Annotated in this window: 24 protein-coding genes and 3 tRNA genes; 19 read left to right on the top strand and 8 right to left on the bottom strand. The window is 50.8% G+C overall.

Annotated elements, in window-relative coordinates:
- Positions 1-10: 10 nt before the first annotated feature.
- Together H6A20_RS08105 and H6A20_RS08100 are read left to right on the top strand one after the other, a co-directional pair.
- Positions 11-83, top strand: a tRNA-Lys gene (locus H6A20_RS08105).
- A gap of 329 nt (positions 84-412) precedes the next feature.
- Positions 413-796, top strand: coding sequence for a hypothetical protein (locus H6A20_RS08100; RefSeq protein WP_204906630.1), 384 nt, complete (start codon positions 413-415; stop codon positions 794-796).
- A gap of 28 nt (positions 797-824) precedes the next feature.
- On the opposite strand, the gene H6A20_RS08095 is transcribed toward H6A20_RS08100, so the two are convergent.
- Positions 825-995: a helix-turn-helix domain-containing protein gene (locus H6A20_RS08095; protein ID WP_207750393.1), complete on the bottom strand. Its 171-nt coding sequence runs from the start codon at positions 993-995 to the stop codon at positions 825-827.
- 142 nt (positions 996-1,137) lie between these two features.
- Between H6A20_RS08095 and H6A20_RS08090 the strand changes: the two genes are divergently transcribed.
- Complete coding sequence (locus H6A20_RS08090; RefSeq protein WP_204906629.1) at positions 1,138-1,491, top strand: hypothetical protein; 354 nt, start codon at positions 1,138-1,140, stop codon at positions 1,489-1,491.
- Between the two features lie 37 nt (positions 1,492-1,528).
- Here H6A20_RS08090 and H6A20_RS08085 read toward each other — a convergent pair whose 3' ends face one another.
- Positions 1,529-1,804 carry a helix-turn-helix domain-containing protein gene (locus H6A20_RS08085; protein ID WP_204906628.1) on the bottom strand — a complete coding sequence of 92 codons (276 nt, stop codon included), beginning with the start codon at positions 1,802-1,804 and terminating at the stop codon, positions 1,529-1,531.
- A 147-nt stretch (positions 1,805-1,951) separates the two neighbouring features.
- On the opposite strand from H6A20_RS08085, the gene H6A20_RS08080 reads away from it, so the two are divergent.
- The 9 genes from H6A20_RS08080 to H6A20_RS08040 all read left to right on the top strand — a co-directional run bounded on the left by H6A20_RS08080 (position 1,952) and on the right by H6A20_RS08040 (position 8,987).
- Positions 1,952-2,398 carry a hypothetical protein gene (locus H6A20_RS08080; RefSeq protein ID WP_143931076.1) on the top strand — a complete coding sequence of 149 codons (447 nt, stop codon included), beginning with the start codon at positions 1,952-1,954 and terminating at the stop codon, positions 2,396-2,398.
- 23 nt (positions 2,399-2,421) lie between these two features.
- Complete coding sequence (locus tag H6A20_RS08075; protein WP_204906627.1) at positions 2,422-2,985, top strand: hypothetical protein; 564 nt, start codon at positions 2,422-2,424, stop codon at positions 2,983-2,985.
- A gap of 20 nt (positions 2,986-3,005) precedes the next feature.
- Positions 3,006-3,284: a hypothetical protein gene (locus H6A20_RS08070; protein ID WP_204906626.1), complete on the top strand. Its 279-nt coding sequence runs from the start codon at positions 3,006-3,008 to the stop codon at positions 3,282-3,284.
- 342 nt (positions 3,285-3,626) lie between these two features.
- Positions 3,627-4,004 (top strand): hypothetical protein, encoded by a 378-nt coding sequence (locus H6A20_RS08065; protein ID WP_204906625.1) that lies wholly within the window; start codon positions 3,627-3,629, stop codon positions 4,002-4,004.
- Positions 4,001-4,561 carry a hypothetical protein gene (locus tag H6A20_RS08060; RefSeq protein WP_204906624.1) on the top strand — a complete coding sequence of 187 codons (561 nt, stop codon included), beginning with the start codon at positions 4,001-4,003 and terminating at the stop codon, positions 4,559-4,561. The genes H6A20_RS08065 and H6A20_RS08060 overlap by 4 nt, the downstream gene beginning before the upstream one ends.
- A 14-nt stretch (positions 4,562-4,575) precedes the next feature.
- Complete coding sequence (locus H6A20_RS08055) at positions 4,576-5,154, top strand: DUF1643 domain-containing protein (protein WP_204906623.1); 579 nt, start codon at positions 4,576-4,578, stop codon at positions 5,152-5,154.
- 351 nt (positions 5,155-5,505) lie between these two features.
- Positions 5,506-5,934, top strand: coding sequence for a hypothetical protein (locus H6A20_RS08050; RefSeq protein WP_204906622.1), 429 nt, complete (start codon positions 5,506-5,508; stop codon positions 5,932-5,934).
- Positions 5,924-7,726: a DUF927 domain-containing protein gene (locus tag H6A20_RS08045; RefSeq protein WP_204906621.1), complete on the top strand. Its 1,803-nt coding sequence runs from the start codon at positions 5,924-5,926 to the stop codon at positions 7,724-7,726. Before H6A20_RS08050 ends, H6A20_RS08045 begins: the two co-directional genes overlap by 11 nt.
- A gap of 64 nt (positions 7,727-7,790) precedes the next feature.
- Positions 7,791-8,987 carry a tyrosine-type recombinase/integrase gene (locus H6A20_RS08040; RefSeq protein WP_204906620.1) on the top strand — a complete coding sequence of 399 codons (1,197 nt, stop codon included), beginning with the start codon at positions 7,791-7,793 and terminating at the stop codon, positions 8,985-8,987.
- A gap of 641 nt (positions 8,988-9,628) precedes the next feature.
- Here H6A20_RS08040 and H6A20_RS08035 read toward each other — a convergent pair.
- Positions 9,629-10,222, bottom strand: a complete 594-nt coding sequence (locus H6A20_RS08035; protein ID WP_072524545.1) for a TetR/AcrR family transcriptional regulator — start codon at positions 10,220-10,222, stop codon at positions 9,629-9,631.
- 184 nt (positions 10,223-10,406) lie between these two features.
- Here H6A20_RS08035 and H6A20_RS08030 point away from each other — a divergent pair, with 184 nt between their 5' ends.
- Both H6A20_RS08030 and H6A20_RS08025 read left to right on the top strand, forming a co-directional pair.
- Complete coding sequence (locus tag H6A20_RS08030; protein WP_204906619.1) at positions 10,407-12,803, top strand: YhgE/Pip domain-containing protein; 2,397 nt, start codon at positions 10,407-10,409, stop codon at positions 12,801-12,803.
- Between the two features lie 350 nt (positions 12,804-13,153).
- A complete protein-coding gene (locus tag H6A20_RS08025; RefSeq protein ID WP_204906618.1) occupies positions 13,154-14,278 on the top strand; it encodes a YncE family protein in 1,125 nt (374 codons plus the stop codon).
- Positions 14,279-14,675: 397 nt separating this feature from the next.
- Here the strand turns inward: H6A20_RS08025 and H6A20_RS08020 are convergent.
- The 3 genes from H6A20_RS08020 to H6A20_RS08010 form a co-directional block, all read right to left on the bottom strand.
- Positions 14,676-14,746, bottom strand: a tRNA-Gly gene (locus H6A20_RS08020).
- A gap of 35 nt (positions 14,747-14,781) precedes the next feature.
- Positions 14,782-14,852, bottom strand: a tRNA-Gly gene (locus tag H6A20_RS08015).
- A gap of 131 nt (positions 14,853-14,983) precedes the next feature.
- On the bottom strand, positions 14,984-15,301 hold the full coding sequence (locus tag H6A20_RS08010; protein ID WP_207750391.1) for a sporulation initiation factor Spo0A C-terminal domain-containing protein: 318 nt from the start codon (positions 15,299-15,301) through the stop codon (positions 14,984-14,986).
- A 132-nt stretch (positions 15,302-15,433) separates the two neighbouring features.
- Here H6A20_RS08010 and H6A20_RS08005 point away from each other — a divergent pair, with 132 nt between their 5' ends.
- The 5 genes from H6A20_RS08005 (at position 15,434) to H6A20_RS07985 (ending at position 23,188) form a co-directional block, all read left to right on the top strand.
- Positions 15,434-16,120, top strand: a complete 687-nt coding sequence (locus tag H6A20_RS08005) for a glycoside hydrolase family 25 protein (protein WP_243426174.1) — start codon at positions 15,434-15,436, stop codon at positions 16,118-16,120.
- Between the two features lie 83 nt (positions 16,121-16,203).
- Positions 16,204-16,899, top strand: coding sequence for a response regulator transcription factor (locus H6A20_RS08000; protein ID WP_204906616.1), 696 nt, complete (start codon positions 16,204-16,206; stop codon positions 16,897-16,899).
- A gap of 13 nt (positions 16,900-16,912) precedes the next feature.
- Positions 16,913-19,513 (top strand): sensor histidine kinase, encoded by a 2,601-nt coding sequence (locus tag H6A20_RS07995; RefSeq protein WP_204906615.1) that lies wholly within the window; start codon positions 16,913-16,915, stop codon positions 19,511-19,513.
- An 88-nt stretch (positions 19,514-19,601) separates the two neighbouring features.
- Positions 19,602-20,765, top strand: a complete 1,164-nt coding sequence (locus tag H6A20_RS07990) for a class I SAM-dependent methyltransferase (protein ID WP_204906614.1) — start codon at positions 19,602-19,604, stop codon at positions 20,763-20,765.
- The gene (locus H6A20_RS07985) at positions 20,762-23,188 is read left to right on the top strand and encodes a hypothetical protein (protein WP_204906613.1); all 2,427 of its coding nucleotides are present in this window, start codon (positions 20,762-20,764) and stop codon (positions 23,186-23,188) included. The genes H6A20_RS07990 and H6A20_RS07985 overlap by 4 nt, the downstream gene beginning before the upstream one ends.
- Positions 23,189-23,299: 111 nt before the next feature.
- Here H6A20_RS07985 and H6A20_RS07980 read toward each other — a convergent pair whose 3' ends face one another.
- Both H6A20_RS07980 and H6A20_RS07975 read right to left on the bottom strand, forming a co-directional pair.
- Positions 23,300-23,797 carry a QueT transporter family protein gene (locus H6A20_RS07980; protein ID WP_204906612.1) on the bottom strand — a complete coding sequence of 166 codons (498 nt, stop codon included), beginning with the start codon at positions 23,795-23,797 and terminating at the stop codon, positions 23,300-23,302.
- A gap of 784 nt (positions 23,798-24,581) precedes the next feature.
- A complete protein-coding gene (locus tag H6A20_RS07975) occupies positions 24,582-25,424 on the bottom strand; it encodes an acyltransferase domain-containing protein (RefSeq protein ID WP_204906611.1) in 843 nt (280 codons plus the stop codon).
- Positions 25,425-25,867 lie beyond the last annotated feature (443 nt).

Here is a 25,867-nt window from a genome sequence, read left to right as displayed (position 1 = left end):
ACAGATAGATGCGCGATTAGCTCAGCTGGCAGAGCACCTGACTCTTAATCAGGGTGTCCAGGGTTCGAACCCCTGATCGCGCACTTAGAAATCGCTGTTTTTGCGGACATTGCGAGCCGCGGGGACGGCGGTTTTTTTCTGCCACAAATGGCGGATTTGCGCGGTTTCCATGCTTGCGACAGAAAAAGAACAAGGCAGAGCAAGGCGAAAAGAAAAATTGGACGGGAAACAAAAATGTGGCGCGAAATCCGTCGCGAGTTCGTCGCGAGCAAAATAAATAGTCCAAGTTGATAGTGAAAATTAATTGCAGAATTGACAGCAGATGTGTCTGGAAAGATACCTGCTGTTATTTTTTTGTAGATTTTTAAAACGTATATTATGTTTTTGATGTAGCAGAAGGAGGTGAGGAAGAATGTACATCAAAATATATACAAAAAGTCAGTTGGTGCTTCTTAGGAGTGTAAACCGTCTGTTCCGTAAGAAGTACAGACTGCCACAGGAAATACTGAACAGAGTCGAGGCGATCCTCATGGTAAAGGAGTTGGGAGAGAATGGCTTTGTAGCAGTACTGCTTGATCCTGTGGAGAACGACATGACAGGGATTGAGGATGTTCTGAATTGTTATCCACGACTCCTTAAGGATGGCGAAGATGTGACAGATGTTCCTGTGGAAGAAACGAATACATGGCTGACAAAAGGAAAGGAGTGGTACATGGATACATTAAAAATCAAAGGAGAAAAGAGTTGGATATATGCGATTTACTCCATGACTGTGGAGAGGATTTACGGAAAATAAAAAAGGAAGTGGAGATAATCCGGCTTCCTTAAGAGTCTTCTGTGAAGTTGACGATTTCATTTGGCGTACAGTCTAAAATCCTGCATAGTTTTTCAACAGTAAGAAGAGTTATATTCTTATTTTTCTTTAAAGCGTCTAAAGTCTTATTATCAATGCCGGATTGTAGTAATTTATATTGGCTGATATTCTTTGCGCGCATAGTTTCCCATAATGGAGAATAATCGATCACTACAATCACCGCCTTTCAAGTCTCTGATAGTATCGTACCCAGAAAGTGTAAAAATAAATATTGTGGATATATCCACAATGATGTAGACTGTGAATAGACAGAGGGTGATTATATGGTAGAGAAATATGCTCAGGATATGGGTGAGAAACAAAAAAGACTTTTTAATGATTTTGTAAAAATTTGTATATATGCAACAGATGAAGAGTTTGACGCGTTATTAGAAATGAGACCAGTAGATTACGGAATGTTTAAAAGTCTGTCCGAGCATTTGATAGAGATGGGTGCGGATACTAGTTTTTTTAAATTACATGAAAGATATCCTAAATACGCCAAGAGATATGGCGAAGAGATAGAGAATGAGACTTCAAATATAACTTTTCCTAAGATGACAGCAGAAGAAGAAAAGCGTATGAAAGAGGAGCTGTATGAAAAAATCAGAAAATTGTATGGAGATGATGCCGTATAAATACCAGGGGGAAGAGTGGTAAGCTCTTCCCCCTGATTTAGTCTTCCTGCTCTTCTGGTGGTATATATTCAATCAAATCTGTAAGATTACATTCCAATACATAGCAAAGCCGTCTTAATATGTCGATATCCAGCCGTTGAATTTTATTATCCCGATAATTCCGGAGCTGAGTTCTTTGCATTTCAGCACGGAAAGAAAGTTGATTTAAAGAAATATTGCGTTGTTCAAGAATATCTTTTAAGCGAATACGAATTTTGCCGCAGTCATCCATATTTACTGGGAGCTGACGCAAAGGATTTTCTTTTTTAGGCATAGTACCTACCTCCGTGAGTTAATTATAATTAATCATTCATCTGCTTGTAAGGTTGATAGTTGTATGGTATAGTTATCACATGGTTAGATATATGCTCATGTAAAAAGAAAAATACAGAATGATGAAGAAGAAAAGAGGTGAGAGAGGATGTTCTATTATTGTGCCAAATGTGGAAACATCAAAAAAGTAACTTTAAAAGGCAATGAAGGCGTAAGCTGTGAAGTATGTGGAACGCCTATGCAGCCTGTTCCGGCAGAGTACCTGATGCCAAATGGTAATTTCTTCAAGTCTCAGGATGCGCGTCAAAACTTCATTTCTGCAATTCAGTCATCTGATACATATGATCCTGAGATTGGCGGAAAGAAGGAAGAAGTAAAACGTGAGATTGAGGAAGAGAAGCAACAGCGAATTCAGGAAATGAACCAGAAGATGGAACAGGAGCAGTTTCATCTGACCTGCCCAGTCTGCGGCAGTCACAGCGTACAGAAGATTTCAACCGTAGGCAAATATGCAAAGATAGGTGCATTTGGAATACTTGGTGCAGATGATCTTGGAAAAAGATGGAAATGTAAGGTATGTGGAGCTAAATTTTAAATTACGAAAGGAAAGTGAAAGAGATGGGATTTTTTGATAAGGCTTTAAAAACGGCACAGAATATAGGAGACAGCATATCTACATCAGCAGTAAAGGCAGGTTCTTCTGTTGGTGTAGCGGCGCAGGATAACGCAGAATTAAGTGCGATAAAAATGCAGATTAATGTAATTGAGCAGGAACTTAATGCCGCATATGCGCAGATTGGAAAGAAATATGTGGATTATGTCAGTGAGACAGGGGATATGGGAGGACTGGATGTCACAGACCTGCTTACCATGATGGATCCCAAACTTACAAGAAAACAAGAACTGGAAGCACAGTTGATTGAACTTGAGAAACGTATGAAACAGAATGCTGTTCTCAGAGATAAGGCAAAAGCTGAAGAAGAGTTCCAGGAAGAAAAGACGAAACTCGACAGGGCGTTGGCAATGGATGTCATCTCTCAGGATGAATATAATTACAAGATTAGCGTTGCCAGAAAGAAAGTAGACAACTTTGAGGAAATCAGAAGAATCGAACAGCAGTGTGAGATGGGAATTATCACAAACGAAGAGAAAAATGCAAAGATTGAAGCGCTTACAAAGTAGAGAAAGCAATAGGTAGATAAATGTATACATTGATAGGCATTATATGGCTTGCCCTTAGTATTATAATAGCTATAAAGTGGTATAACAAAGCAGAAAAAAATATAATTCGCATGGGAAGCCCTATAAAGCGTTTGATATTCTCAGCTTGGGACTGGGTTCTTTATCTGATCGTTTCGGCTATTCTTGTAGCGGTAGTGCTGGGTATCCTGCTCGGAATACTGAATGTATGGGGGTGGATAATCGGACTGGTATGTATTGCAGGTATAGTGATATGGATGCTGGTGAAAAGAAAGCATTAAGGAGAAAATCGGTTCAGAAGAACGCGAAGAAGATAGTCATGCATGAACGTCCGCCAGAGTTCAAAGGAAAAGCTAAAAGAATAAAAGGTTAATTATCCGGGCGCACGGCAGTTTTGTCGTGCGCCCGGACTATTTTTAGGAGGAGGCAAAATGAGTTCTTATATCATAGGTATAGGTGCAGGGGTTCTATTGTTTAATGTAGTATATATAAATATGCTTATGTGGGAGAGGTGGGAAGTATGAAAAAGGATGTAGATGTAAAAATGATAATTGCCGGAGTAACAATGACTGTTTCTATCATAAAATTAGTTATTCAGCACAGGGGGCAGGTGAAACGGAAGAATGTATAGTATTGTATCGAATGAAGAAAAATTAAATCAACTTCAAAATAACTGCTCAATGCCGGAGGTTTTGAGTGATGAAAAAGTGTTCAAACGGCTTAGGGCTGATGTTGAATGTCTTAATGAAGCATATGGGGCTGACAGAGATTTACAGGCTGATCTTGGAGGTTTTGTAGTGGTGATATGGGGTGGTCGGAGCGAAGTACAAAATGAAGTTGAAAAAGTATTGACCCATCATAAACTCCACCCAGATGAATATGAGTACATGGATAAAATAATCTTGCCGGAACGTGACGATATAACAGTTACGTTCCGGCTTTTTCTATGTTCCTCAGACTATGCAGTGGAGATAGTGACGATAGAGGAGGTGGGAGAGTGACATTTGCAGAAAGATTAGAACGGGAGGAATGGTGGGATGAACAGGAAAGTCTCTTGAACTTGTCGGATATCAATATGCCGCCAGATTACTATACTGGAAGTAAATGGGAGTGGATTACTGAGATTACTGCCTACATATTCAGAGAGCCGGAAACTTGGCAGGACATATACAGACAGTATCTTGTTAAGGCACAGCAACAAGGAAACACGGAACATACAAGACTGAATTATTATCGAGATGAAGAGGGATATATCCATAGGGAGGGGGAAGATGAAACTTATTTCCAGATAAGTACAACAACAGCAGATATCGCTGTACTTAAAAAAGTTGGAGACTGGATGTGTGCGAACAGTATAAAGTTTCGCTTGGAATATCTAGTCTACTGCGAGATGATCTCAGACCAACGTATTCAATGGCTGAAACGAATGGAGACGTGTATAAAGAAAGAGTTCTCAGAAGTGCATAGAGTTAGGATGGCTCATGGACTGGAAGAGGCACAATTTAACAAAACAGAGGTGTTCTATGATTTTTTGAACACTGTATACATCATACTTTGAATAGGAGGATTACCATGGAAAATACAGTAAAACAGACAGGACTTTTAGAGAAGACAGGAGTTTTTGACGAAGAATTGAAGAACAGATATGAACTTCATTTGACCTACAATGGTGTGAAAGGGAAAAGAGTACTTGTGATTTGTATGAATCCGGCTAGTGATAATATACAGGTCTTTGACAGCACTACAAATTATCTTCTGAATAATTTCGGGATGATGGGGTACTCGGATATAACAGTCTGGAATCTTTTCTCGAGGATATGCACTAAGCTGAAACCCTCTGAAATTACAGACAACAATAGAAACTTGGAATATTTAAAAGAACTGTTACAGTCGTCATATGACGCGATCGTGATAAGCTGGGGATGCACATTCATAGGGAATAAGAAAGTGGAGGCGGCAAAAAAGGAAGTGCTTGAATTGTTACAGCCTTTTGGAAAACAGGTGTATGAGATCGTGGATAAGGCAGGGAGATACGCGAACCTTTCATATACTCATGTGCTCTTTGCCGGGCAGAGATATAGTGGTCTGTGGGAACTTCGGAAGGTGAAAATATTGTCATCAAAGGGGCATGACAGAGCTAAGAAAAAATAATGGGATTATGGTTGACAATAGCGACATTGTATTGTAAAATTCAATTCATATCAATAAAGAATATTCCTATCGAAAGCATCAATAATGTTTCCTAAATATCAGTCAGCTTTGGAATACTTTACTGGAAGCATGAATGTTAGTAGAGTAACATAAGTCAACATGTTGTTGGCAAAAGATACGTGAACATGGAAGTTTGCGTGAATAGAATGTGAAAGCCCCTATGAGACATGGGCAAAACCAAATGGTTCTTGAGGATACTGACGACAGACGTTAGTCTGTTTGCGGTATCCTTTTTTTGTTCCCACTAGGCGATGTTCTTGTTTGATAAATTTCTTTAAGGAGGTCTAAAGTATGGCGAATTTAGACAAATTTACGCCACTGGATGTGGCAAGCAAATCAAATAAGAAACGAGGTGGAAGAAAAGGGGCACTCACAATGATCTGCTCGAAGAAAAACGGCAAGCGGCTGATGCTGTCAGCAGAACTTCTGGAAACCCTCAATCTTGAAGAAGATTTGACTCTTCAGATGGGGTTCATTGAAGAGACACTGGTAATGGCAAAAAAACTTCCTGGCGAGAATAATCGCTTTGTTCTCAAAAAGAGCGGCAAGAAATATGCAATTTATTCAGCGGAAGCAGTACGTAAGATTAGTAGCGTGCAGGGACTCTCTTTTGAGAAAAAAGTTAGCTTTACATGGTATATGCCGGTAGTGGATGAAGTTAATGGTGTTCCAGTAGTCATGTTTCGTCCGGAGAAAGGGGGAGCAGGTGATGAAAGCTAGAATAGTATCAACGCAGGTAAATGTGAAAGAGGGATTTGTCCCACACCCTGAGTGTGGGATTAGAAAAGGGAAATACGGTTGTTGGAGGACGGAAAAAAATAAGGATGGCAGTGGAACAACAACATGGTTTCAGCCGTTAGGTAGGGCAATAAAGGTGGAGTTGGTACTGCTGAATATGGAAAATGCGGAAAAAACCTTGCGTTTGGTTATTACAGACTTACATGGGGTGAAAACGGAAGTCGATATGCCCAGAGAGCTGATGACAGAGTACAAACTACTCGAACTGGTAAAGTATGGCGCACAGGTAACCAAACAGACCGCCCCAGCCTTAATCCGTTGTCTGGAAAACTTGGAAGTCATAGCACCGGTGGTATATGAGTACAGCAAGACAGGGTTCGACATACTGAATGGGGAGAGGGTTTTCAAGTCCTACAAACTGATTAACCAAAATGATATGGAAGGGACTTACATAGGAGATGTAAAAATTGAACCCCAAGGAAGTCTTGAAAAGTGGTTAGAGCTGGTTCGTACCGAAGTTATGAACTCACCGTTGGAAGTTATTCTTGTAATGGCGTTATCATCAGTTGTCTTTGACTATGTCCATCCGGTGTTCCCGACAGAGAACTTGGTCGTAGCACTGACAGGATTGAGCAGTTCTGGCAAAACGACCGCGCTCAATTTGGCTGTAAGTACAGGGGCACTTCCCGTAACAGCAGACAACTCTCTTCTGTTGACTTTTTTAGATACCGAATTGAGTATCATGCACCGGATGATGTCGGGATACTGCATCGGGATAGATGAAGGCTCTACACTTAAGAAAAAAGATACGACGAAAATCCTTTATTCCATAGCAAACGGGAAAGAAAGAGCGAGAATGACAAAAGCGCTTGGCATGGCAGAATCTGTTAGTTTTCATTCTGTGGTATTTACGAGCAGTGAGACGAGTCTGCTTGCCCAGGCAGATAATAATGCCGGGCTTCGTGTTCGAGTTTTAGAGTTGTCCGCTATCTGGACAAAGTCGGCAGAATCGAGCGACAGGATTAAGGAGGTAGTCACAGAAAATTACGGATGGGCGACTCCTGAAATGGCGGAGCATCTCTTGAATAAGAAACCGGAGAAGGTTGTGGAACGGTGTAAGTACTGGACAGAAATTTTTAAGGAACATAAAAAAGAAAATTCAGACACTGTTCTTCTTGGGCGATTAGCGAAAAAAATGGGAATCATCCTTGCAACAGCGGAGATGGCAGAAGAAGTATTTGGCTTGAAGTTTGACACGGACAAAATCTGCAACTTTCTTGTTGAACAGATACTGATTGATCCGCAGGAATACGATATTGGAATTAAAGCCCATGAGATTATTACTGCCTACTATACAGAACATCCAGAAGAATTTGGCGAAAACCTACCGGCGAACCATGACGACATATATAGAAAAAATGGATATGTAAAAAAGGGCAGATATACAACTCTGTATGATGGAACTGTTTCTACAAAGATACTTTATATAAAAAGAGAGACATTTGAGAAAATTATGGATATGTGTCGTTTCCCGGATTGTAAAAGTGTTTTAAAAAGGTTGAAAGAATTAAATTTGCTGGTATCGGATAAAGATCGCTATCTTAGCAGATTTAAACTGGGCTCGGATGATAACGCTGTATTAGTAGCTGGATATGGGATACGACTTCGAACGGAAGAACAGGAAAAAGAAAAAAGTGAGTTCGTTTCGATAAAGGGCAAGAAGAACATGGAACAGCTTAATCTTGTCGGGATAAATCCTTTTGCAGAAAACTAGAGGAAGATAAAGTGGGAAAGTGCTGTTACGCACTTTCCCCATACACAATAGGAGGACAATTCTTATGGTTAAATACAAAACGGTTTCCGGGTCAGTGCGTCCGCGGCCTGACAAAGACAATATAAAATACTATGACGTTATTCTGGAACTGGGAAGAGACCCGCTCACAGGCAAGCGAAAAAGAGTGCGTTTTAAGAGTGACTCTGATAGCAGAGAAGAAGCGGAAAATCTCCTTACAATAAAAAAAGCGGAATACTTGCAGGGGGATTTGTTGCTTCCAAATGCTATGACGGTAGAATATTTTATGAATGAGTATCTGGAGGACTATGTACGTGTTCAGGACAGCCCGGCGACATTTCGCGACTACAAGACGAATATTGACCGTTACATTATTCCAATGATCGGAAAAATTAAGCTTCAGAACCTCACAAAAGCCGCCATCCAGAAAGTCTATAATGGGTGGCGTGAGAAATCTAATGCCAGTGATAAACCGCTCAAGGCTGAGTCGATACGGCACATCAACAGGATTTTAAAAGCGGCTTTGAATGTAGCGTGTGAACTGGGGTACATCAAAACAAATCCGACCAAGAATGTAAAGATCGGAAAAGACCTTGTGACGAAACATATTGATGTCTATACAACGGAAGAAATACAGGCGTTGAAAAATGCGGTAAAGGGAACTGACATGGAGCTCCCGGTCGCGCTCCTTTTTGATTGTGTCATGCGTCGGGGAGAACTGCTTGGATTGTGTTTTGAAGATGTTGATTTCGACAAGAAAACGGTAACCATTCAACATTCATGGGTAGAATCAGAGGACAGCAAGCATCCAGTGTTAAAAGATTGTAAAACGGACGGCTCATACAGGAAAATGGTTGTAAGCGACGAGACGATCCGACTGCTGAAGCGTCAGCAGTTGCTTTGCAAACAAATCTGTCTTAGAGAAGGTAAGCGGTTCACAGGCAAGCAGAGAGTTGTTTGTAAACAGGATGGAGAGCCGTTTCTTCCCAAGAGTTTTACAAGGAAGTGGGCAGAGACCTTAAAGAAGCATGGACTACGCCATATAAAACTGCATGGAACACGCCATAGTGCTATTTCATGGTTACTGTCGCAGGGAGTGCCACTACATATCGTACAGGCGAGAGCAGGACATCAAGACCCGAAGATAACGCTCTCAGTGTATAGTCATGTGGCAAAGGATGATGAAAATCTGGTAGCTAATCTTATGGATGAAAAACTTTTCAAGAAGGTCTCAAATGAGTAAAAACATATAGGATGGCGCAGAAATGAGGATTTTGAACATCTGAAAAAATTGGAAAATAGCGTAATACAGCCCTTTTCAGGAGATGGCTACCACCTGATTACCATACTGGTTTTGTGTAGTTTGTTCTTTTTTGGCTGGCACGGTGGATGAGAAAGACCCGAAAACCCGTTTTCCCGTCCCGGAAAACTGAATGCAAAGAGAAAATTCTTTAGAATTTTCTGCATTCAGGGGACGGGAAATCGGGGAATCGGGGATTTTCGAATCCAACCAGTGCCAGACCTTTAGGAAAGATTGGTGGAAAGAAATGTTGTCCATGAAAAGAAAGACTTATTTGTAGCGAGTGGGCGCGGATTTCGTCGCGGATTTTTTGGAAGAAGATTGTTTGAAAATGCAAATGGCTTGGAGGAACCTATATGGAAAAATTTGCCGCGAGTTTTTCGCTGTGAGCGTCTCTTAATCAGGGTGTCCAGGGTTCGAACCCCTGATCGCGCACTTAGAAATCGCTGTTTTTGCGGACATTGCGAGCCGTGGGGACGGCGGTTTTTTTGCGTGAAGCAATGAGCAGCGCGGAGCGCGGAATCGAAGTGCGCGCTGCGAATGGAAGCAGAGAAAGAGCGCAGAGAAGATTTTCCCCGTAAATATCAGGAATGTCTTACGGAAAAGTCTGGATAGAACCCCCTCAGTGCGTTCATGATGAGCTTAAATGTAAGTTCGGCCATATGCTGGGGACTTACGGAAGATCCATCTGACAGCCAGGCCTTGACCAGGCCGATACAGCCGGAGAGACAGAAGGCGTAGTAGTATGTCAGATCATCCATTTTCTCCGGAAATGTTTCTTTCAGGGCGTTCAGGCTGTGCTCGGAGAGGATATTCTCAATCCGGTGCAGAAAAGAGATATCACCGTTGGGACCCAGGAGAGCGGCGCAGATATCCCGGTTTTCCGCGAGGATGGAAAAAATATCCTCGATGAACGGAAAGCTGTCTTCGTTGAACGGACTTACCGGATGGGTATGGATCAGATCTTCGATGTCTCCGGTCAGTTCGTTTTCAATCTTTTCCATCATGTCATAGATATCCGCATAGTGCAGATAGAAAGTGGAACGGTTGATGTCCACTTTTTCTACGAGTTCTTTGACCGTGATCTCTTTTAAACTCTTTTCTTTCAGAAGTTCGGCCAGTCCCTGACGGAGCTGGGCTCTTGTCTTGCGAACCCGCCGGTCCATATTTTTTGACATGAAACATTCCCTCCTTTAAAAATAATAGACACCACATTGTTTGATTATCCATTAACAGACAGAGCAGTGTTACATTAATGGTTGTATCTTTTTTATGATTTTACTATAATTCAGGATGCTTAAAAAATCAACACGATATCTATTAATAGAATTAATGTTGCAAAAAGAAAGGGGACAGTAGACAATGCTGAGACAGGAATGGCACAGGCTGTTCAAAAATAAGATTTTACTGATTGTTACAGTAGCGGTCATCGCGATCCCGACAATCTATACCACACTTTTCCTTGGATCCATGTGGGATCCATACGGGAATATCGATAAACTTCCGGTGGCGGTCATCAACCATGACGTGCCGGTCACCTATGAAGATCAGAAGCTGGATATTGGCGGAACGTTGATGGAGGAACTGAAAAAGAACGATTCTCTGGACTTTCAGTTTCCGTCAGAGACGGAGGCGCGGAAGGGCCTTGAGGACGGCACGTACTATATGGTTATCACCATACCGGAGGACTTTTCGGCTCATGCCTCAACGCTGACAGACGCGCATCCGGAGAAGATGACGCTGGCTTATGAAACGAATCCGGGAACGAACTACATCGCGTCCAAGATGAGCGAGACGGCGATGAAAGAACTGGAGAGCTCGGTACGGGAAGAGGTTACAAAAACGTATACAGAAGTTCTGTTCGGCAGGCTTGCGGAATTGGGTGACGGAATGCAGGAAGCGGCGGATGGTTCGGGTGAACTGAAAACCGGAACGGATCGGCTGGCCGACGGAAATCAGACGATTACCGACAATCTGCAGGCCCTTTCAGACAGTGCCTTAGTATTTGTGGACGGAAGCCGGGAGCTGGAAGTGGGGATTGGCCGGTATACAGACGGAGCCAGTGCGGTTGCAGCAGGGGCAGAAGAGCTGCAAAGCGGTGCAAATGCACTGGACAGTGGTGTAAATGGTGCGCAGAAAGGAGGTTCTGATCTGGCAGCTGGCGCGGCGGATGTAGATGATAACATGACTATGCTCAATGCCGGACTGTCCGAACTGAATGCGGAGGCGTCGGCCCTTCCCGATGCGGCGGATGCGCTGAATGACGGCGCGGCTTCATTAGGTGACAGCGCGCAACAGCTCTCGGACGGGATTGCATCTCTGTCTGACGGGGCGGCCGGCCTGAAGACCGGTGCTGATGCGCTTAGTTCCGGCCTGCAGTCTGCTGCTTCCAGTTCCCAGTCGCTGCGCGACGGGGCGGCCGGGATCAGTCAGGCGCTTTCGGCACTCGCCGGAGAGGAAGGCGTGCCGGAGGAAGTGCGGGCACAGATCGCGGCAGTTCAGCAGCAGGCGGACACATTTTCTGCAAGTGTTTCCGCCTACACATACGGTGTCGATGAAGCGGCGGACGGGAGCGCGCAGATTGCAGCGGAGATCCCGGATCTTCAGAACGGCATTTCCGCGGTACAGAGTGGTGCAGATTCCCTTAAGAACGGGATAGGGCGGCTTCAGACCGGCACTTCCGCATTGGCGGAACAGGCGCCGGCGCTGGCGGGTGGAATTTCCAATGCCGCATCAGGGGCGGATCAGCTTCAGAAGCAGGGAACATCGGCGCTCCGGAAAGGAGCTGCGGATCTGGACAGCGGTCTGGGAGAGCTGGCACAGGGAAGCGCGAAGCTGAAAGATGGAACGGATACGCTTGCCTCCGGAACCGGGCAGCTTACCTCGAACAGCAAATCGTTGACGGAAGGCGCGGCGAAACTAACAGATGGAGCCGGCCAGATCAGCAGCGGTGCGGGACAACTCGCTGACGGCAGCGGAGAACTAGGCGATGGGATCAGGCAGGTTTCGGAAGGCGCGGAGACGCTGTCAAAGGAACTGGGAAGCGGAGCGGAGCAGATCCTGGAGACGAACACATCGGATCAGGCGGCGGATATGTTTGCCGCACCGATAGATGCGGAAGAGACACAGATTACGGAGGTGGCCGACAACGGCCATGCTATGGCGCCGTATATGATGTCCGTAGGCTTGTGGGTCGGCTGTATCGCGTTCAGTCTGATGTATCCGCTGACCAGTTATGCCGGGCAGATGAAATCCGGTTTCCGCTGGTGGATCAGCAAGGCGTCCGTGCTCTATCTGACGGCAGTGCTCCAGGCAGTAGTTATGATCGGCGCACTGCATATATTCGATGGTTTTATACCTGTGGAAATGGGAAAGACAGTCCTGACAGCGTGCGTGGCGTCCCTTGCATTCATGTCGGTGATGTACTTCTTCACCAGCCTGCTGGGGCGCGTTGGAAGCTTCCTGATGCTGATCTTCATGGTGATCCAGCTGGCAGGTTCCGTGGGGACATACCCTTATGAACTGTCAGGATCATTTGTGCCGTATCTTCACGGCTGGGTACCGTTTACCTATACGGTGAAAGCGTTCCGCAGCGCCATAAGCGGCGGGGGAAGTGTCCGGGGCTGCCTCATTTTCCTGCTGATCCTGTTCCTCGTATTTACAGGACTTACGATCCTGGAGTTCACTGTGCGGGCACGGAAAATGCAGGAAGGGAAGAACACCTGGATGGTATGGCTGGAAGAGCACGGACTGGCATAATGGATGAAATGTCTCTTAATCAGGGTGTCCAGGGTTCGAACCCCTGATCGCGCACTTGAAAATCGCTGATTTTGCGGACGATGGAGCCGCGGGGTCGGCGGTTTTTTTCGTGCAGCAATCGAGCAACGCAAGAACATGAGCCCACAGCCGGGAGATACTTGTATATCCATGGCTGCGGGCTCATGTTCTTATGTGGCGAGAGCCACGACCGAGATGAAGCGAAGCGAAATCGAGGTTGGCGTTGCTCGGTTGTGAAGGAAGCTGTGTGGCTAAAGCAATTTTTGCAGAATTGTGAAAAATCCGCCCAAAATGAGTTATAATAATCCCAGTTAGGAAAGGCAGAGCAGGCGATGAGAAAAAAGGAAGGGAAAAAAGTGAAGAAAAAGGGCAGATGGAGGCGCAGGGCCGCCGCAGTCTGCCTCGCCATCGTGGCAGCCGTGGGAGGCTATATCGGGGTGATCTTCGGCTACGTGGGGACAGTGGAGCCGGAGACGGACGCAGTCACCACGAGCACCGAGAGCGCCATCTACACCCTGGACGAGTTTAAAGAGCGGCTGGAGCCCTACCGGGGACTCTATGAGGAGGCGGTGCTGGCCCATGCGGATGAGCCGGACAGCGGCACATACGCGATCCCCGGGCTGGAAGCGGCCAGAACGCTGACGGACAACGGCGCGGGGGAGCGGGCCATGTGTACCGGCATGACGCCGCAGGGCATCGCGGTGTCGGAGAAATACCTGTTCATCAGCGCCTACTGCCATACGAAGAAACATAATTCCGTGATCTTTATGCTGGACAAGGAGACCCATGACTTTATCAAGGAGATCGTGCTTCCAAGCAAGGCGCATGTGGGGAGCATCGCCTACGATGAGCAGAACAACAATCTGTGGGTGTGCGGCAGCAGGAACGGGATCGCCCAGGTGAACGCCCTGGCGATGGAGGACCTGGAGGCCTATGACTTTGCGGAGAACTGGGAGCCTGTGAGCTTCCTTCATGTAAACAACATACTGGACATTCCGAGAAGCTCCTTTATGACATATCATCAGTCCTTCCTCTATGTCGGGTATTACTCAACAAAAGAAAACAGCGTGATCAAAAAGTACGAAGTGCAGGACGACGGAAACATCCGCAATGTGCCCCTTGACACGGGCGGCGCGCGGGCGCGGCGCGGGGTGGCTGCGGAGGAAGACCTGAAGATCTCCCGCTTTGCGCAGGGGATGACGTTCCTTGGAGATATCCTTTTCCTGTCCTATTCGACCGGGATCATGCCCTCCAGACTGGCAGCCTATCAGGTATCCGACGGGATCCGGGATTTTACGAACCAGATGGCTTTGGAAAACATCCATCTGCCCTATATGCTGGAGCAGATCTGCATGGACGGCGGGACGATGTACCTGCTGTTTGAGTCCGGTTCCCACGCGTACCGGTATCTGCCGGGGATTGCCGTGGACCGGGTGCTGAAGATCGATATCCTGTAAAAAAGAAAATGGAAATGCGAAAACCCGTTAACCTTCCGGCTAACGGGTCTTCGTTGTTGTTATAGTTATCTAAAGGAATGAGAGTAAAGTGCGACACCCAAGCTTCCGCCGCAGTGTCTACTTTATGAGGGGGAGATAGTTGACTGTCTATCAACTATCTGTATGTTATTATAGGCAGGGAATGTGTCTAAAATATGAGCAGTCTCTAAAAAAATCAGAAAGTTTCTTAACAGAACCTTAAGTTTTTATTATCTGTGTCTTTAGAATTGAAAATAAGACAAATAACGCAAATATTCGCGCTATTTATTACTCTTCATTATAGCACGAAAAGCAGGAAAAGCAAGATGATATTTTGAACAAAACAGCAGGAGCTGATCTCGCTCCTGCTGTTTCCAAAAGCAGATAACGGGAGTCGAACCCGCCTTTCCAGCTTGGGAAGCTAGCGTCATACCGATAGACTATATCTGCATAGTTCCAGTATACCATCTTTTTTGAAAAAAGCAAGCGGGTGATGGGAATCGAACCCACGTATCCAGCTTGGAAGGCTGGTGTTCTACCATTGAACTACACCCGCGAACGGATTATATATTAGCATAGAAGCCTGTGAAATGCAAGCAAAAACAGAAAAAAACCGCGTGAAGGCAAAGCCGGGAAAGAAAAGCAGGAAGGGAGGAGGGAGAAAGTTCTCTGGCTGTTACGCTTCTGTCATCTCAGATGGCAGGTCAGGATGTCGACGAATTCGCCTGTCGTGGGTCTGCCGGACAGCGGGCAGGGGGAAATCTCCTGCAGAAGGCCCTTGTTCCCCCTCTCCCAGCAGACATTTACGACAGTCCGCAGATCGCGCTCCACACTGCCGGCGCTCGTATGACACAATTCCGCGATCTTAGGATATAACAGTTTGCTGATACCGAGCAGGTAATCTTCGTCTTCCAGGCAAAGCGAAACAGCCATGACCAGATACCGGTATCCCCGGTAGGTGGCTCCGATCCCAAGAGAACGCACTAGGTACTGGATATCATTCATTTCAGCGATAACTATAACTCCCTTCCTGCCAGACAGAACTCCATATGCTATCTTATTGGAAAGCGGCCATGTTCTAATTATATACGACAATATTCGACATTTGCCGATAAAAGAAGACGCAGGAATAACCATTTGCAGCCGGCGGAATATACTGATCATGACAACACAGACGGAGGCGGTGCGGCGATGGGGGCTTTCGGGATCGATGTGAGCCGTTTTCAGGGGAATATAGACTGGGGGGAGGTAAAGCGCAGCGGCGTGGAGTTTGCCATGCTCCGGGCCGGGTTCGGCACGGGCAGCATCGACGTGCAGTTCCGGAAAAATGCGGAAGGGTGCACAAGATGCGGCATCCCCTTTGGCGTCTACTGGTTCTCCTATGCCTATACGCCGCAGATGGCGGCCGATGAGGCGCAGCAGTGCTTTGAGACGGTGGAGGAATACGACCTGGCGTACCCGGTGTGCATTGACTTTGAGGAGGACTCGGTCCGGTACGCGGCCACAAAGGGTGTGACGGTCACGAGAGAGCTGGCCACCCGGATCGTGGAGGATTTCTGCGGCCGCATAGAGGACCTCGGCTATTTCGCCATGTACTACAGCAACCTGGATTTCCTGGAGCGGATGTTTGACGACCGGCTTAAAAGCAGGTACGCCCTCTGGTTCGCCAGGTATGCAAAGGAGCCGGGGATCAGCGGCGCGGCCATCTGGCAGTACAGCCAGCGGGGGCGGGTGAACGGGATCGCCGGGGATGTGGACCTGAACACAGCCATGTATGACATTGCGGAAATGATCCGCAGGAAGGGGCTGAACCGGCCCCGGTGATTTCATAATTTCTTAAGAAATTCCCCAACTGCCTCTTAAAAAATCCCTGCTATTCTTGTAATATGTAAGGGAGGTGATAGAAGATGGCAAACATACTGGTATGCGACGACGACAAGGAGATCGTGGAAGCAATCGATATATATCTGACACAGGAGGGGTACCGTGTGCTGAAGGCCTACGACGGGCAGGAGGCGCTGAAGGTGCTGCGGGAAGAGGATGTGGATCTTCTGGTGATCGACGTCATGATGCCCCGCCTGGACGGGATCCGGGCGACGCTGAAGATCCGGGAGGAGAACAACATCCCCATTATCATCCTCTCCGCAAAGTCCGAGGATGCGGATAAGATCCTGGGTCTCAACGTGGGGGCGGACGACTATGTGACGAAGCCCTTCAACCCGCTGGAGCTGGTGGCCAGGGTGAAGTCCCAGCTTCGCAGATACACCCGGCTCGGGAGCACGGTGAAGGAGATCGGCGCGGCGGTGTACACGACCGGCGGGCTGTCCATCAACGATGATCTGAAGGAAGTGACGGTGGACGGGGAGCCGGTGAAGCTGACGCCCATCGAGTACAACATACTGCTTCTGCTTGTAAAAAATCAGGGGAAAGTCTTCTCCATTGAACAGATCTACGAGAGCATATGGAACGAGGATGCCATCGGCGCGGACAATACAGTGGCGGTGCATATCCGGCATATCCGCGAGAAGATCGAGATCAACCCGAAGGATCCCAGGTACCTGAAGGTAGTCTGGGGCGTGGGCTACAAGGTGGAGAAGATTTAGATAAGGAGGACTTATGAATAAATGGTACAGAGCAGCGCCCGTCAAGGGGATCCTGCTCCTTGTGCAGCACGCGCTGGTGGTCCTTGTGACGGTGAGCCTCATCTGGATGGCCGCCTATCCGGGGCTTGCGGGAGACATTGTCTCCGGGAAGCAGGCGGCTGCCTATGACAGGTCCGAGGGGTTCGGGCAGCAGGTGTACTGGGATGCCCAGGATATCCTGCGGGCCATCTCCGACAAGGACGATCTGGAGACGGACGGGAAGCTGGATGAAAATAAACTGGTTGATATCGAAGAGATCTGTGCGAACGGACGCATCACCGGAGAGAACAGCTCCGGGCTCGCCTACACGGTGAGAGATCTGCTGGACTGGGGAAAGAAGCTGGAGAACGGGGAGCTGGCCTCCAACGACATGGTGTATGAGCGGTCGGGGGCGGCGCCGGATCCCATCATTGTCTGCCAGAAACCGGACGGCAGCTACGACTACTATTACTACGGGGATCTCAGGGAGCGGATCGAAGCCGGGGAGCTGGCCTTCATGACAGACCCGGACGCAGAGCTCTCCTCGGAGGAGATCCTGGCGTACCTGCGGGACGGGAACCTCTACCAGGGGGACAGCGCAGGGACCGTGGTGGACGGGGAGAACCAGGTGATCTACCGCACGGTCTGGAACTATGACGGCTGGTGGCTGGAGGAGTGCTGCGCGCCGGACGGGGCGGACTCCATCCTCGACATCGTGAACAGCGATCCGGACTGGAACGGCCGCCTGAACGAGGCCTTTGGCCAGATCTCCACGGCCCTCAGCATGATGACGGATAAATGGGAGAATTACGAGGCGGCCGCCGATGCCTGGGGGGAGGGCAATACGAACCTCTCTTACCTGTACGCGGACACGGCGGGAGGCCGCATCTACACGAACCGGGAGGAGTTCCGGGACTATGACAGGCTGGAAGACAGTATCACGGCGCTGGAGAGCACGGACGCCTTTGCCGTGGTGCGGCCCAGGCTTGCGGACTATGTAAGCAGCCTGAGCGGCCCGGGCGGCGACGAGTGGCGCCATGCGGCACAGCAGCTCGGCCCGGCGGGAGAGGACTTCGTGTTCGCCGTGAGCGTGGATACGGATTACCCTGTGCAGGACGTCTACTACAGCCAGAATGAGATGTATGAGACATACGCCCCCTCGATCCGGGGAATGGTGGCGGCGGGCATCGCCTCCCTCATCGGGATCCTGGCCATCCTCGTGTGGCTCACAGCCGTGGCGGGGCGCAGGAACCGGGATGAGGAGCTGCACCTGAACTTCTTTGACCGGATCCGGACGGAGCTGGCGGCGGTCCTGACCGCAGGCATCTGGTTTGGTTCCGTCTTCCTGCTGCTGAATATATACGGGCCGTTTACCGGCGTGGTCTACCACGGGGATCCGTCCTACTACTATGGGGGTGTGTTCCGGGTGAACGTGTGGGACGTAGTTGTCGTGTCAGCGGTCGCGGTCGTAAGCTGCGCCATGTTCATGGTGGGGTACTTAAGCCTGGTGCGCAGGATCAAAGGCCGGACGCTCTGGAAGAACAGCGTCCTCAAGTGGCTGTGCGGCTTCGTCCGCCGGGTGATCCGGCATATCGGCGAGGTGTGGCGGGTCGTGCTGGCATTTTTGGGCATCCTGTTCCTCCACTTCCTTGTCCTGCTGTCAGACGGCAGCTCCCTGTTCGTGCTCCTCATGTTTGCCGTGGACATTCTGGCGGCGGTGTACATGGTGCACCAGGCCATCGGCCGGAACAGGCTGGGAAGAGGGATCGGGAGGATTGCCTCCGGCGAGGTGGACTACAAGATCCCCCTGGACGGGCTTAAGGGCGGCCAGCGGGATATCGCGGAGAAGATCAACACCATCGGGGAGGGGCTGGATGCGGCTGTGGCGGCCAGCATGAAGAACGAGCGCCTGAAGACGGACCTGATCACCAATGTGTCCCATGACATCAAGACGCCCCTTACATCCATCATCAACTATGTGGATCTTTTGAAGCGGGAGAACTTCGCGGACCCGAAGATCCGCGGCTACATTGAGGTGCTGGAGGCCAAGGCGCAGCGGCTGAAGAACCTGACGGAGGATGTGGTGGAAGCGTCCAAGGTAAGCTCCGGCAACATCACCCTGGAGTACATGAACATCGATCTGGCGGAGATGATCCAGCAGACGAGCGGCGAGTTCGCGGAGAAATTCAGCGCCCGGCATCTGACGGAGGTGCTGAGCCTGCCGGAGGGCGGGGCGGTCATCCACGTGGACGGGCGGCGCATGTGGCGGGTGCTGGAGAACATCTACAACAATGCGGCCAAGTACGCCATGGAGGGGACCCGCGTCTACGCGGACCTGACGGCGGACGGGACCCGGGTGGTCTTCAGCCTGAAGAATGTCTCACAGCAGCCCCTCAACATCAGCGCCGATGAACTGACGGAGCGGTTTATCCGGGGGGATGTCTCCCGCAGCACGGAGGGGAGCGGGCTGGGACTGTCCATCGCCAAATCCCTGGCCGAGATGCAGGGCGGCACCTTCGAGATCTACCTGGACGGCGATCTCTTTAAAGTGACGATCACCTTTCCCCAGGTGAGAAAGACTGACTCGGAAGAATAGAAGAAGAAAGACAGTGCGGGGAGCCGGGATTTTCTGAAAAAATCCGGCTCCCATTTACGTATGTTCCATCTTGCGCTATAATATGGCTATGGAAAATTTGAAAACACTGTTTGAAGAAAATTTAAATACAGATTTTATAGCCGCCACCCTGAGCAGTCCGAGGACCAAGGGGGGCGCGGTCAAGGTGAAGGTGCGTCCCCTCTTGAAGAAGGGCACACTTTTCTTTCAGTTGGAGGAATTTAAGGGGAACCAGGCGTTTCACAGGAACCTCCCCCCGCAGGAGGCATGCGCGGCGCTGCTCGCCTGCATGGAGGAGATGAAGCAGCTCCAGATGGAGACAAGGAGCGCGCAGATCACGGCGCTCGTGAGCAAGAAGGGGAAGGTCACCGTGAAGAAGAAGGCGAGGAAGGAGCCTGCGAAGGAGGCGGATCTGTCCCACAACCGGCAGAAGAGGTACATCCTGGAGGAGGGCACGCCGGTGCCGTTCCTTGTGGATCTGGGCGTCATGACGCCGGAGGGGAAGGTCGTGCACGCCAGGTTTGACAAATTCCGGCAGATCAACCGCTTCCTGGAGTTTATCGAGGATATCCTGCCAAGGCTCGCAGACCGCGCAAAGGACGGCCGGGAGCTCACCATCCTGGACTTCGGATGCGGGAAATCCTACCTCACTTTTGCCATGTACTACTATCTCCACGAGATGAGAGGGCTGGATATCCGCATCATCGGCCTGGATCTGAAGGCGGATGTGATCCGCCGCTGCAGCAGGCTTGGCGAGGCATACGGCTATACGAAACTGAAGTTCCTGGAGGGAGATATCGCCGACTACACAGGGGTGGACCGGGTGGACATGGTAGTGACGCTCCACGCCTGCGATACGGCCACGGACTATGCCCTGGCCAAAGCGGTGGGCTGGGACGCGAAGGTGATCCTGTCCGTGCCATGCTGTCAGCATGAGCTGAACCGGCAGATCCAAAATGATGTGCTGGAGCCCGTGCTCGGATACGGACTTATCAAAGAGCGGGTGGCCGCTCTGGTGACGGACGCCCTGCGGGCCCGGTATCTGGAGCTGGAAGGCTACGAGACCCAGATCCTGGAATTTATCGACATGGAGCACACGCCCAAGAACATCCTGATCCGGGCCGTGAAGACCGGAAAAGGGGAGAAGAAGGAGGAGGCAGCCGGGAAGCTCAAGGCCTGTGAGGAGGCCCTGCACGTGGATCCCACGCTTGGAAGGCTGCTGGAGGACAGATGAAGAGACGCTTGATCCATGCGGGCATTCTGACCGCCGTGTTCATCGTGGCGGTCTTTGTGTTCAGCTATATCACAAACAGAGGAAATAACAATATGACGGCAGATCTCGGGAGCGCCACGCTTCCCTCCCTGTCGTTTGTCTGCGAGGGGTATGCCGTAAACAACCTGGAGGGGTATACCGGGGACATGGACGCCGCGACCATGCGGGACAGCATCACGCCGGTGCAGAACCAGCAGCTGGAGCTCCATATCCAGACCTATGACGCGAAGGTCCGCTCTCTGGAGTACGCGGTGTGCACCCTGGACGGCGGGGAGCAGTTGGCGGCGGAGACGGTGGAGGATCCGAAGGAGACGGAGATCCTGTCTCTTGACGGCAGCCTTCTGACGCAGGAGCGGCTTCTTCTTCTGACCCTGGACGTGGACGGGCAGGAGATCCGCTACTATACACGGGTTGCCGACGGCGCGCAGTTTTCCCTGGCCGAGTGCCTGAAGTACGTTTCTGATTACCATATGAACGCCATGGGCAAGGTGGAGAACGTAGGCGTAGGCGCGGCGCTGGAGCCGGCCGGCGAGGAGACCGGCTTTCACCATCTGACCATCCACTCGGACTACGACCATGTGTCCTGGGGGGACCTTGCGCCCCAGATAAAGGGGACGGAGCGGTGGACGATCACAGAGTCCAACAGCACGTACACATCCGTGCTTCTCGAGTATGAGGTGCTGTGCGCCGGGGAGGAGAACGAGCAGGATCTGTACACGGTGCGGGAGTTCTTCCGGGTGCGGAATACATCCGGCACTATGTATCTTCTCGACTACGACCGGACGATGGAGCAGATCTTTGATCCCGCCCATACGGTGATGAGTGAGAAGGGGATCCTTCTTGGCATCACGAATCCGGATGTGCCCTATCTTGTCAGCGGCGACGGGACCCGCGTAGCCTTTGTCCAGGCAAATGAACTGTGGTATTACGACCAGGACCGGGACGAGATCTCCCTCCTGTTCAGCTTTCGCAGCGCGGAGGGTAAGGATATCCGGGACCTCACGGCTGAGCACGGGATCCGGCTGATCGCCATGGACGACGGCGGCAATGTCACCTTCGCGGTCTGCGGCTACATGAACCGGGGTTTCCACGAAGGCGAGGTGGGCGCCGCCATCTACTACTATGCGGCGGAGCAGAACAACGTGGACGAGAAGGCGTTCATCCCCAGCAATAAATCCGCGGCCGTGGCGGAGGATGAGCTGGGCCGGCTCGTCTACTACAGCGCCGGGCAGGACAGGCTCTATGTGCTGGCGGGCGGCACCCTCTATGAGATTGATATGAAAAAGGAAGAGCAGACAGTCCTGGCTGAAGAACTGGAGGAGGGACAGTACGTGACGTCTGAGGACGGGCATCTGGCGGCATGGCAGACGGACGGCTCCCTCTGCGAGGCGTCCCGGGTGACCGTGATGGATCTGGAGAGCGGGGAGAACTATGAAGTGTCCGCGGACGACGGCGCGTCCATCCGCCCCCTTGGCTTTATCAATACGGATTTCGTGTGCGGTATGTCCAGGCAGGGGGATGCGGGGAGCACCATCTCCGGAGGCGCGGTGTATCCCATGTACAAGGTGGAGATCTTAAGCGGCGCGGACCAGGTGGAGAGGACCTATGAGTCCGACACGGAGCTTGTCCTTGGCGCCGAGGTGGCGGACGGGATGATCAACCTGGACCGGGTGGTGAAGAGCGGCGGCTCCTACAGCCAGATCGCGGCAAGTCAGATCACCAGCAACGAGGAGAAGAAGGAGAGCAACATTTTCCTGGAATCCTATGTGACGGATTTAAAAGAGACCCAGATGCGGCTCACGTTTGCGGACGGGATCGCGGACCGGAATCCCAAGGTGCTCCGTCCCAAGCAGGTGATCTACGAGCAGCCTGCCCAGGTGGCTTTTGAGGAGACGTCCCCGAAAGAGATCTACTATGTGTACGGCACAGGAAAGCTGCAGGGCATATATGACAGGGCCGGCGACGCCGTCCTCCGGGCCGAGGAAGTGAGCGGCGTGGCGGTCTCCGGCGGGCAGAAGTACATCTGGGAGAGGGGCAACCGGTATCTCACCTATGCCCTGAACGGCAGGGACGATGCGGTCAGCGCACTGCGGGAGAAACTTTCGGGGGGCGCGTCCGCCGTGGATGCGGTCCGGGAGGTGCTTGGCGGGCAGACGCTGGATCTGACCGGCTGCACGACGGAGGAGATGCTCTATATCGTGAATAAAAATATGCCGGTGGTAGGCCTGACAGGAGACGGCGGCTCCGTGATCCTTGTCGGGTATGACCAGAACTATGTGACCTACGTGGACGTGGCCTCCGGGAACCGGACGGCCGTGTCCCTGGAACAGATGGACGCCATGCTGGCCGGAAGCGGGCGGACGTTTATCAGCGCGCTGGAATAGAGAGAAAAGACAGTCAGCCATACGCAAAAGGGGACATCCCGCAGGCAGTGCCTGCAGAGGATGTCCCCTTTTCACATATCTGTATCGAATGAGCATTTGGCGCCGGGCTTCCTACAGAGCGGCTGTCTTCGGGAAGATCATGCCCCGGTAGCGGTTCAGCGCACAGTATACGACCAGTCCCAGCACGGTGCAGGACACAACCTCGCCGATCCCGATGGTCAGCATCAGGAAGGGGAGCGGCAGATTCACGCCGTAGGCGATCTTCAGCACAAACGGCACGATGAGCACGTTGGCGATGACCGGCGGCAGTGTCCCCAGGACGGGCCTGCGGCCGCGCAGGAGCCAGGTGAAAATGGCGCCGGTCAGGGTGGCCAGGCTTCCGAAGACAATATCCGGAAGAAGCGCGCCGCCCGCGATATTCCCCAGCAGGCATCCCACGAAAAGCCCCGGGATGGCGGCCGGCGTAAAGAGCGGCAGGATGGTCAGCGCCTCCGCGATCCGCACCTGGATCTCCCCGAAGGAGATGGGTGCGAAGAGGTAGGTCAGCACCACATAGATGGCGGCGATCATAGCCGCCTGGGTCAGAAATGCTACGTTCTTGTTCTTCATATTCAGTTCTCTCCTTTAGTTTTGTTTTACGAGTGGAAGGTCTCGAACACTCGCGCCTAAGCGGACAGGAAAGGCTTCCGGTGGAAGGCTTTTCTGTCTTCCCTTAACGCCGGGAACTGGCGGCAGGCCCGGTTTGATGCGGGTCTGCAACGTGGGATAGTATAGCATGACAAGGAATAGAAATCAATGGTTAAGCCAAATTCACGCCAAAATGATATTTGAACAAAAAATATATACGGGGCAGGGTTTACTGTTCTTGTGGAGCGGATCATTCCAGCCGGAGAGATTGAAAATAATCGGGAATAATAGACATAAAATAAATTGCCTGACTTAGCTAGATGTGCTATACTATCTGCACGGAAAGTCAGAGCGCATAAAGGCGGCCTACCCTCCATTTATCGGAGGGGCAAACCCTCCAGACGAAAGAAAGGAGGGCGATGCCGATGAACATTACATACTCGGATTTAATCCAGTTGATGATATTCATTGTCGCTCTTGTTGGTCTTTGTTATGAGATCTTCAAGGAAAAGAAGTAGCCGCCCACTACTGCCAATAGTGAACGGCTGTGTAAAACAGTTATCGTAATTATTTGGGGGTAGGCCGTGTGTTTCTGGCTTTCCCTTTTTCTAGTATCAATATAGCATATCCCGAACCGGCTTTCAAGGCTTATCTTCTTTTACTACAGAAAGTCGGTATGTCACGTGGTGATCTGCAGAAGGGGGATTTTTAAAGACTTCTTCGTCTATGATCAGATCTGTCCAGACCTGTATCCGGCGGCTGAGGCTCAGGGACATAGCAGACGTCCCGCGGCCTCCCCGATCTTTCCGCCCCGCAGCAGATACTGCTTCAGATTCCTCTGCAGGGATGTGTCCTCCGGGAGATCCATAAGGGGGATGTCCGGCCGCTTGTAGACCCAGGTGAGGAACTGATCCCGGTCCGGGAAGATGCCCGTCACTTCAAAGTCATCCTGGAAGGAGAGGATCCGTGAACCCTCCGGCAGACACGCCCGCAGTCCGGGGGCGAGCAGCCACGAGATGCACAGGAAGGGGGCGCCGCAGTAGTCCGGGAAGAACCGGGCGAGAAACCGGCGGGCCCGGCGGTAGGAATCGCGGCGCGCACCGGCGGAAAGATCCGCGTCCGAGGGAATGTGGATCTGGACGGCTTTCTGCCCGTCTTCCTCTGTGAGTTCAAACTCCAGGGTGCCGAGACGGAAGAGCCGGGCCGCGAGCTGGCGCATGGTCCAGAAAGCCCGGTCAAACCCGCAGGTCCCGTAGCTTTCCGTATGTTCGTGTATAAAGCGGGTAAAGCACTCCATCGTATCGGCAAAGATGTCTTCCGGGATCTGCAGTTTCTCATATGTCCTTTTTGTCTCTCCGCAGACGGCCAGCATGCACGTCAGGATCTTCATGCCGGCGGGATCGCCGCCGAGCAGCGCCTCAAGCTGCGCCAGCGCCCTGTCCCAGGACGCGGGGACAAGAAGGTCTGCAAGCAGGGGCTGCGCTTTTTCGAGCAGGCGGTCAAAAGACGGGTCCGCGCGCAGCGAAAGGACCTGCCGGACGCAGGCTTCCGGGAGTCTGATCGACCGGCAGAGGGCGGATAATCCGGAAACAGACATAAGATGCAGCATAGGTAAACCGTTCCTTTCTTTACAAGCTGGATTGCACGTATATGCGATCATTGTATCACAGACGCGGGCGGCGCGGTACCGCTGCTTGACAATTTTTCTCCCCTATGCTACGATTTGAAAAGATGTGTTTCATATTAGGAACGCAGGGACGGAGAGAGTAGGTCCGGGAAAGCTTTACAGAGAGGTTTCCATTGTGCTGAGAGGAAACGGGCGGAAGCGGGCTGAAGATGGCTCCTGAGCGGCGCGTGCGAGCGTCCGGCCGGATCCGGGGTAAGCGCGCGAAGGGACCGCCCTCTACAGCGGGAAGATGCCGGGGCGCAAGCGCCTGTGCGGCACCTGATGAGGCTTCTGTCGCGAGACAGGGGTGAAGGAGAAGTGGTAACACGGCAGATCGTCTTCTCTGATTTCCGAAGAGCGGAAGTCAGGGGAGACTTTTTTTATCA

Origin of the sequence: Mordavella massiliensis (assembly GCF_016901695.1) — a bacterium.
Classification (GTDB): Bacteria; Bacillota; Clostridia; order Lachnospirales; family Lachnospiraceae; genus Claveliimonas; species Claveliimonas massiliensis_A.
The sequence above is the reverse complement of the archived record's forward strand: the minus strand, read 5'-3'. Positions and strand labels throughout refer to the sequence as shown.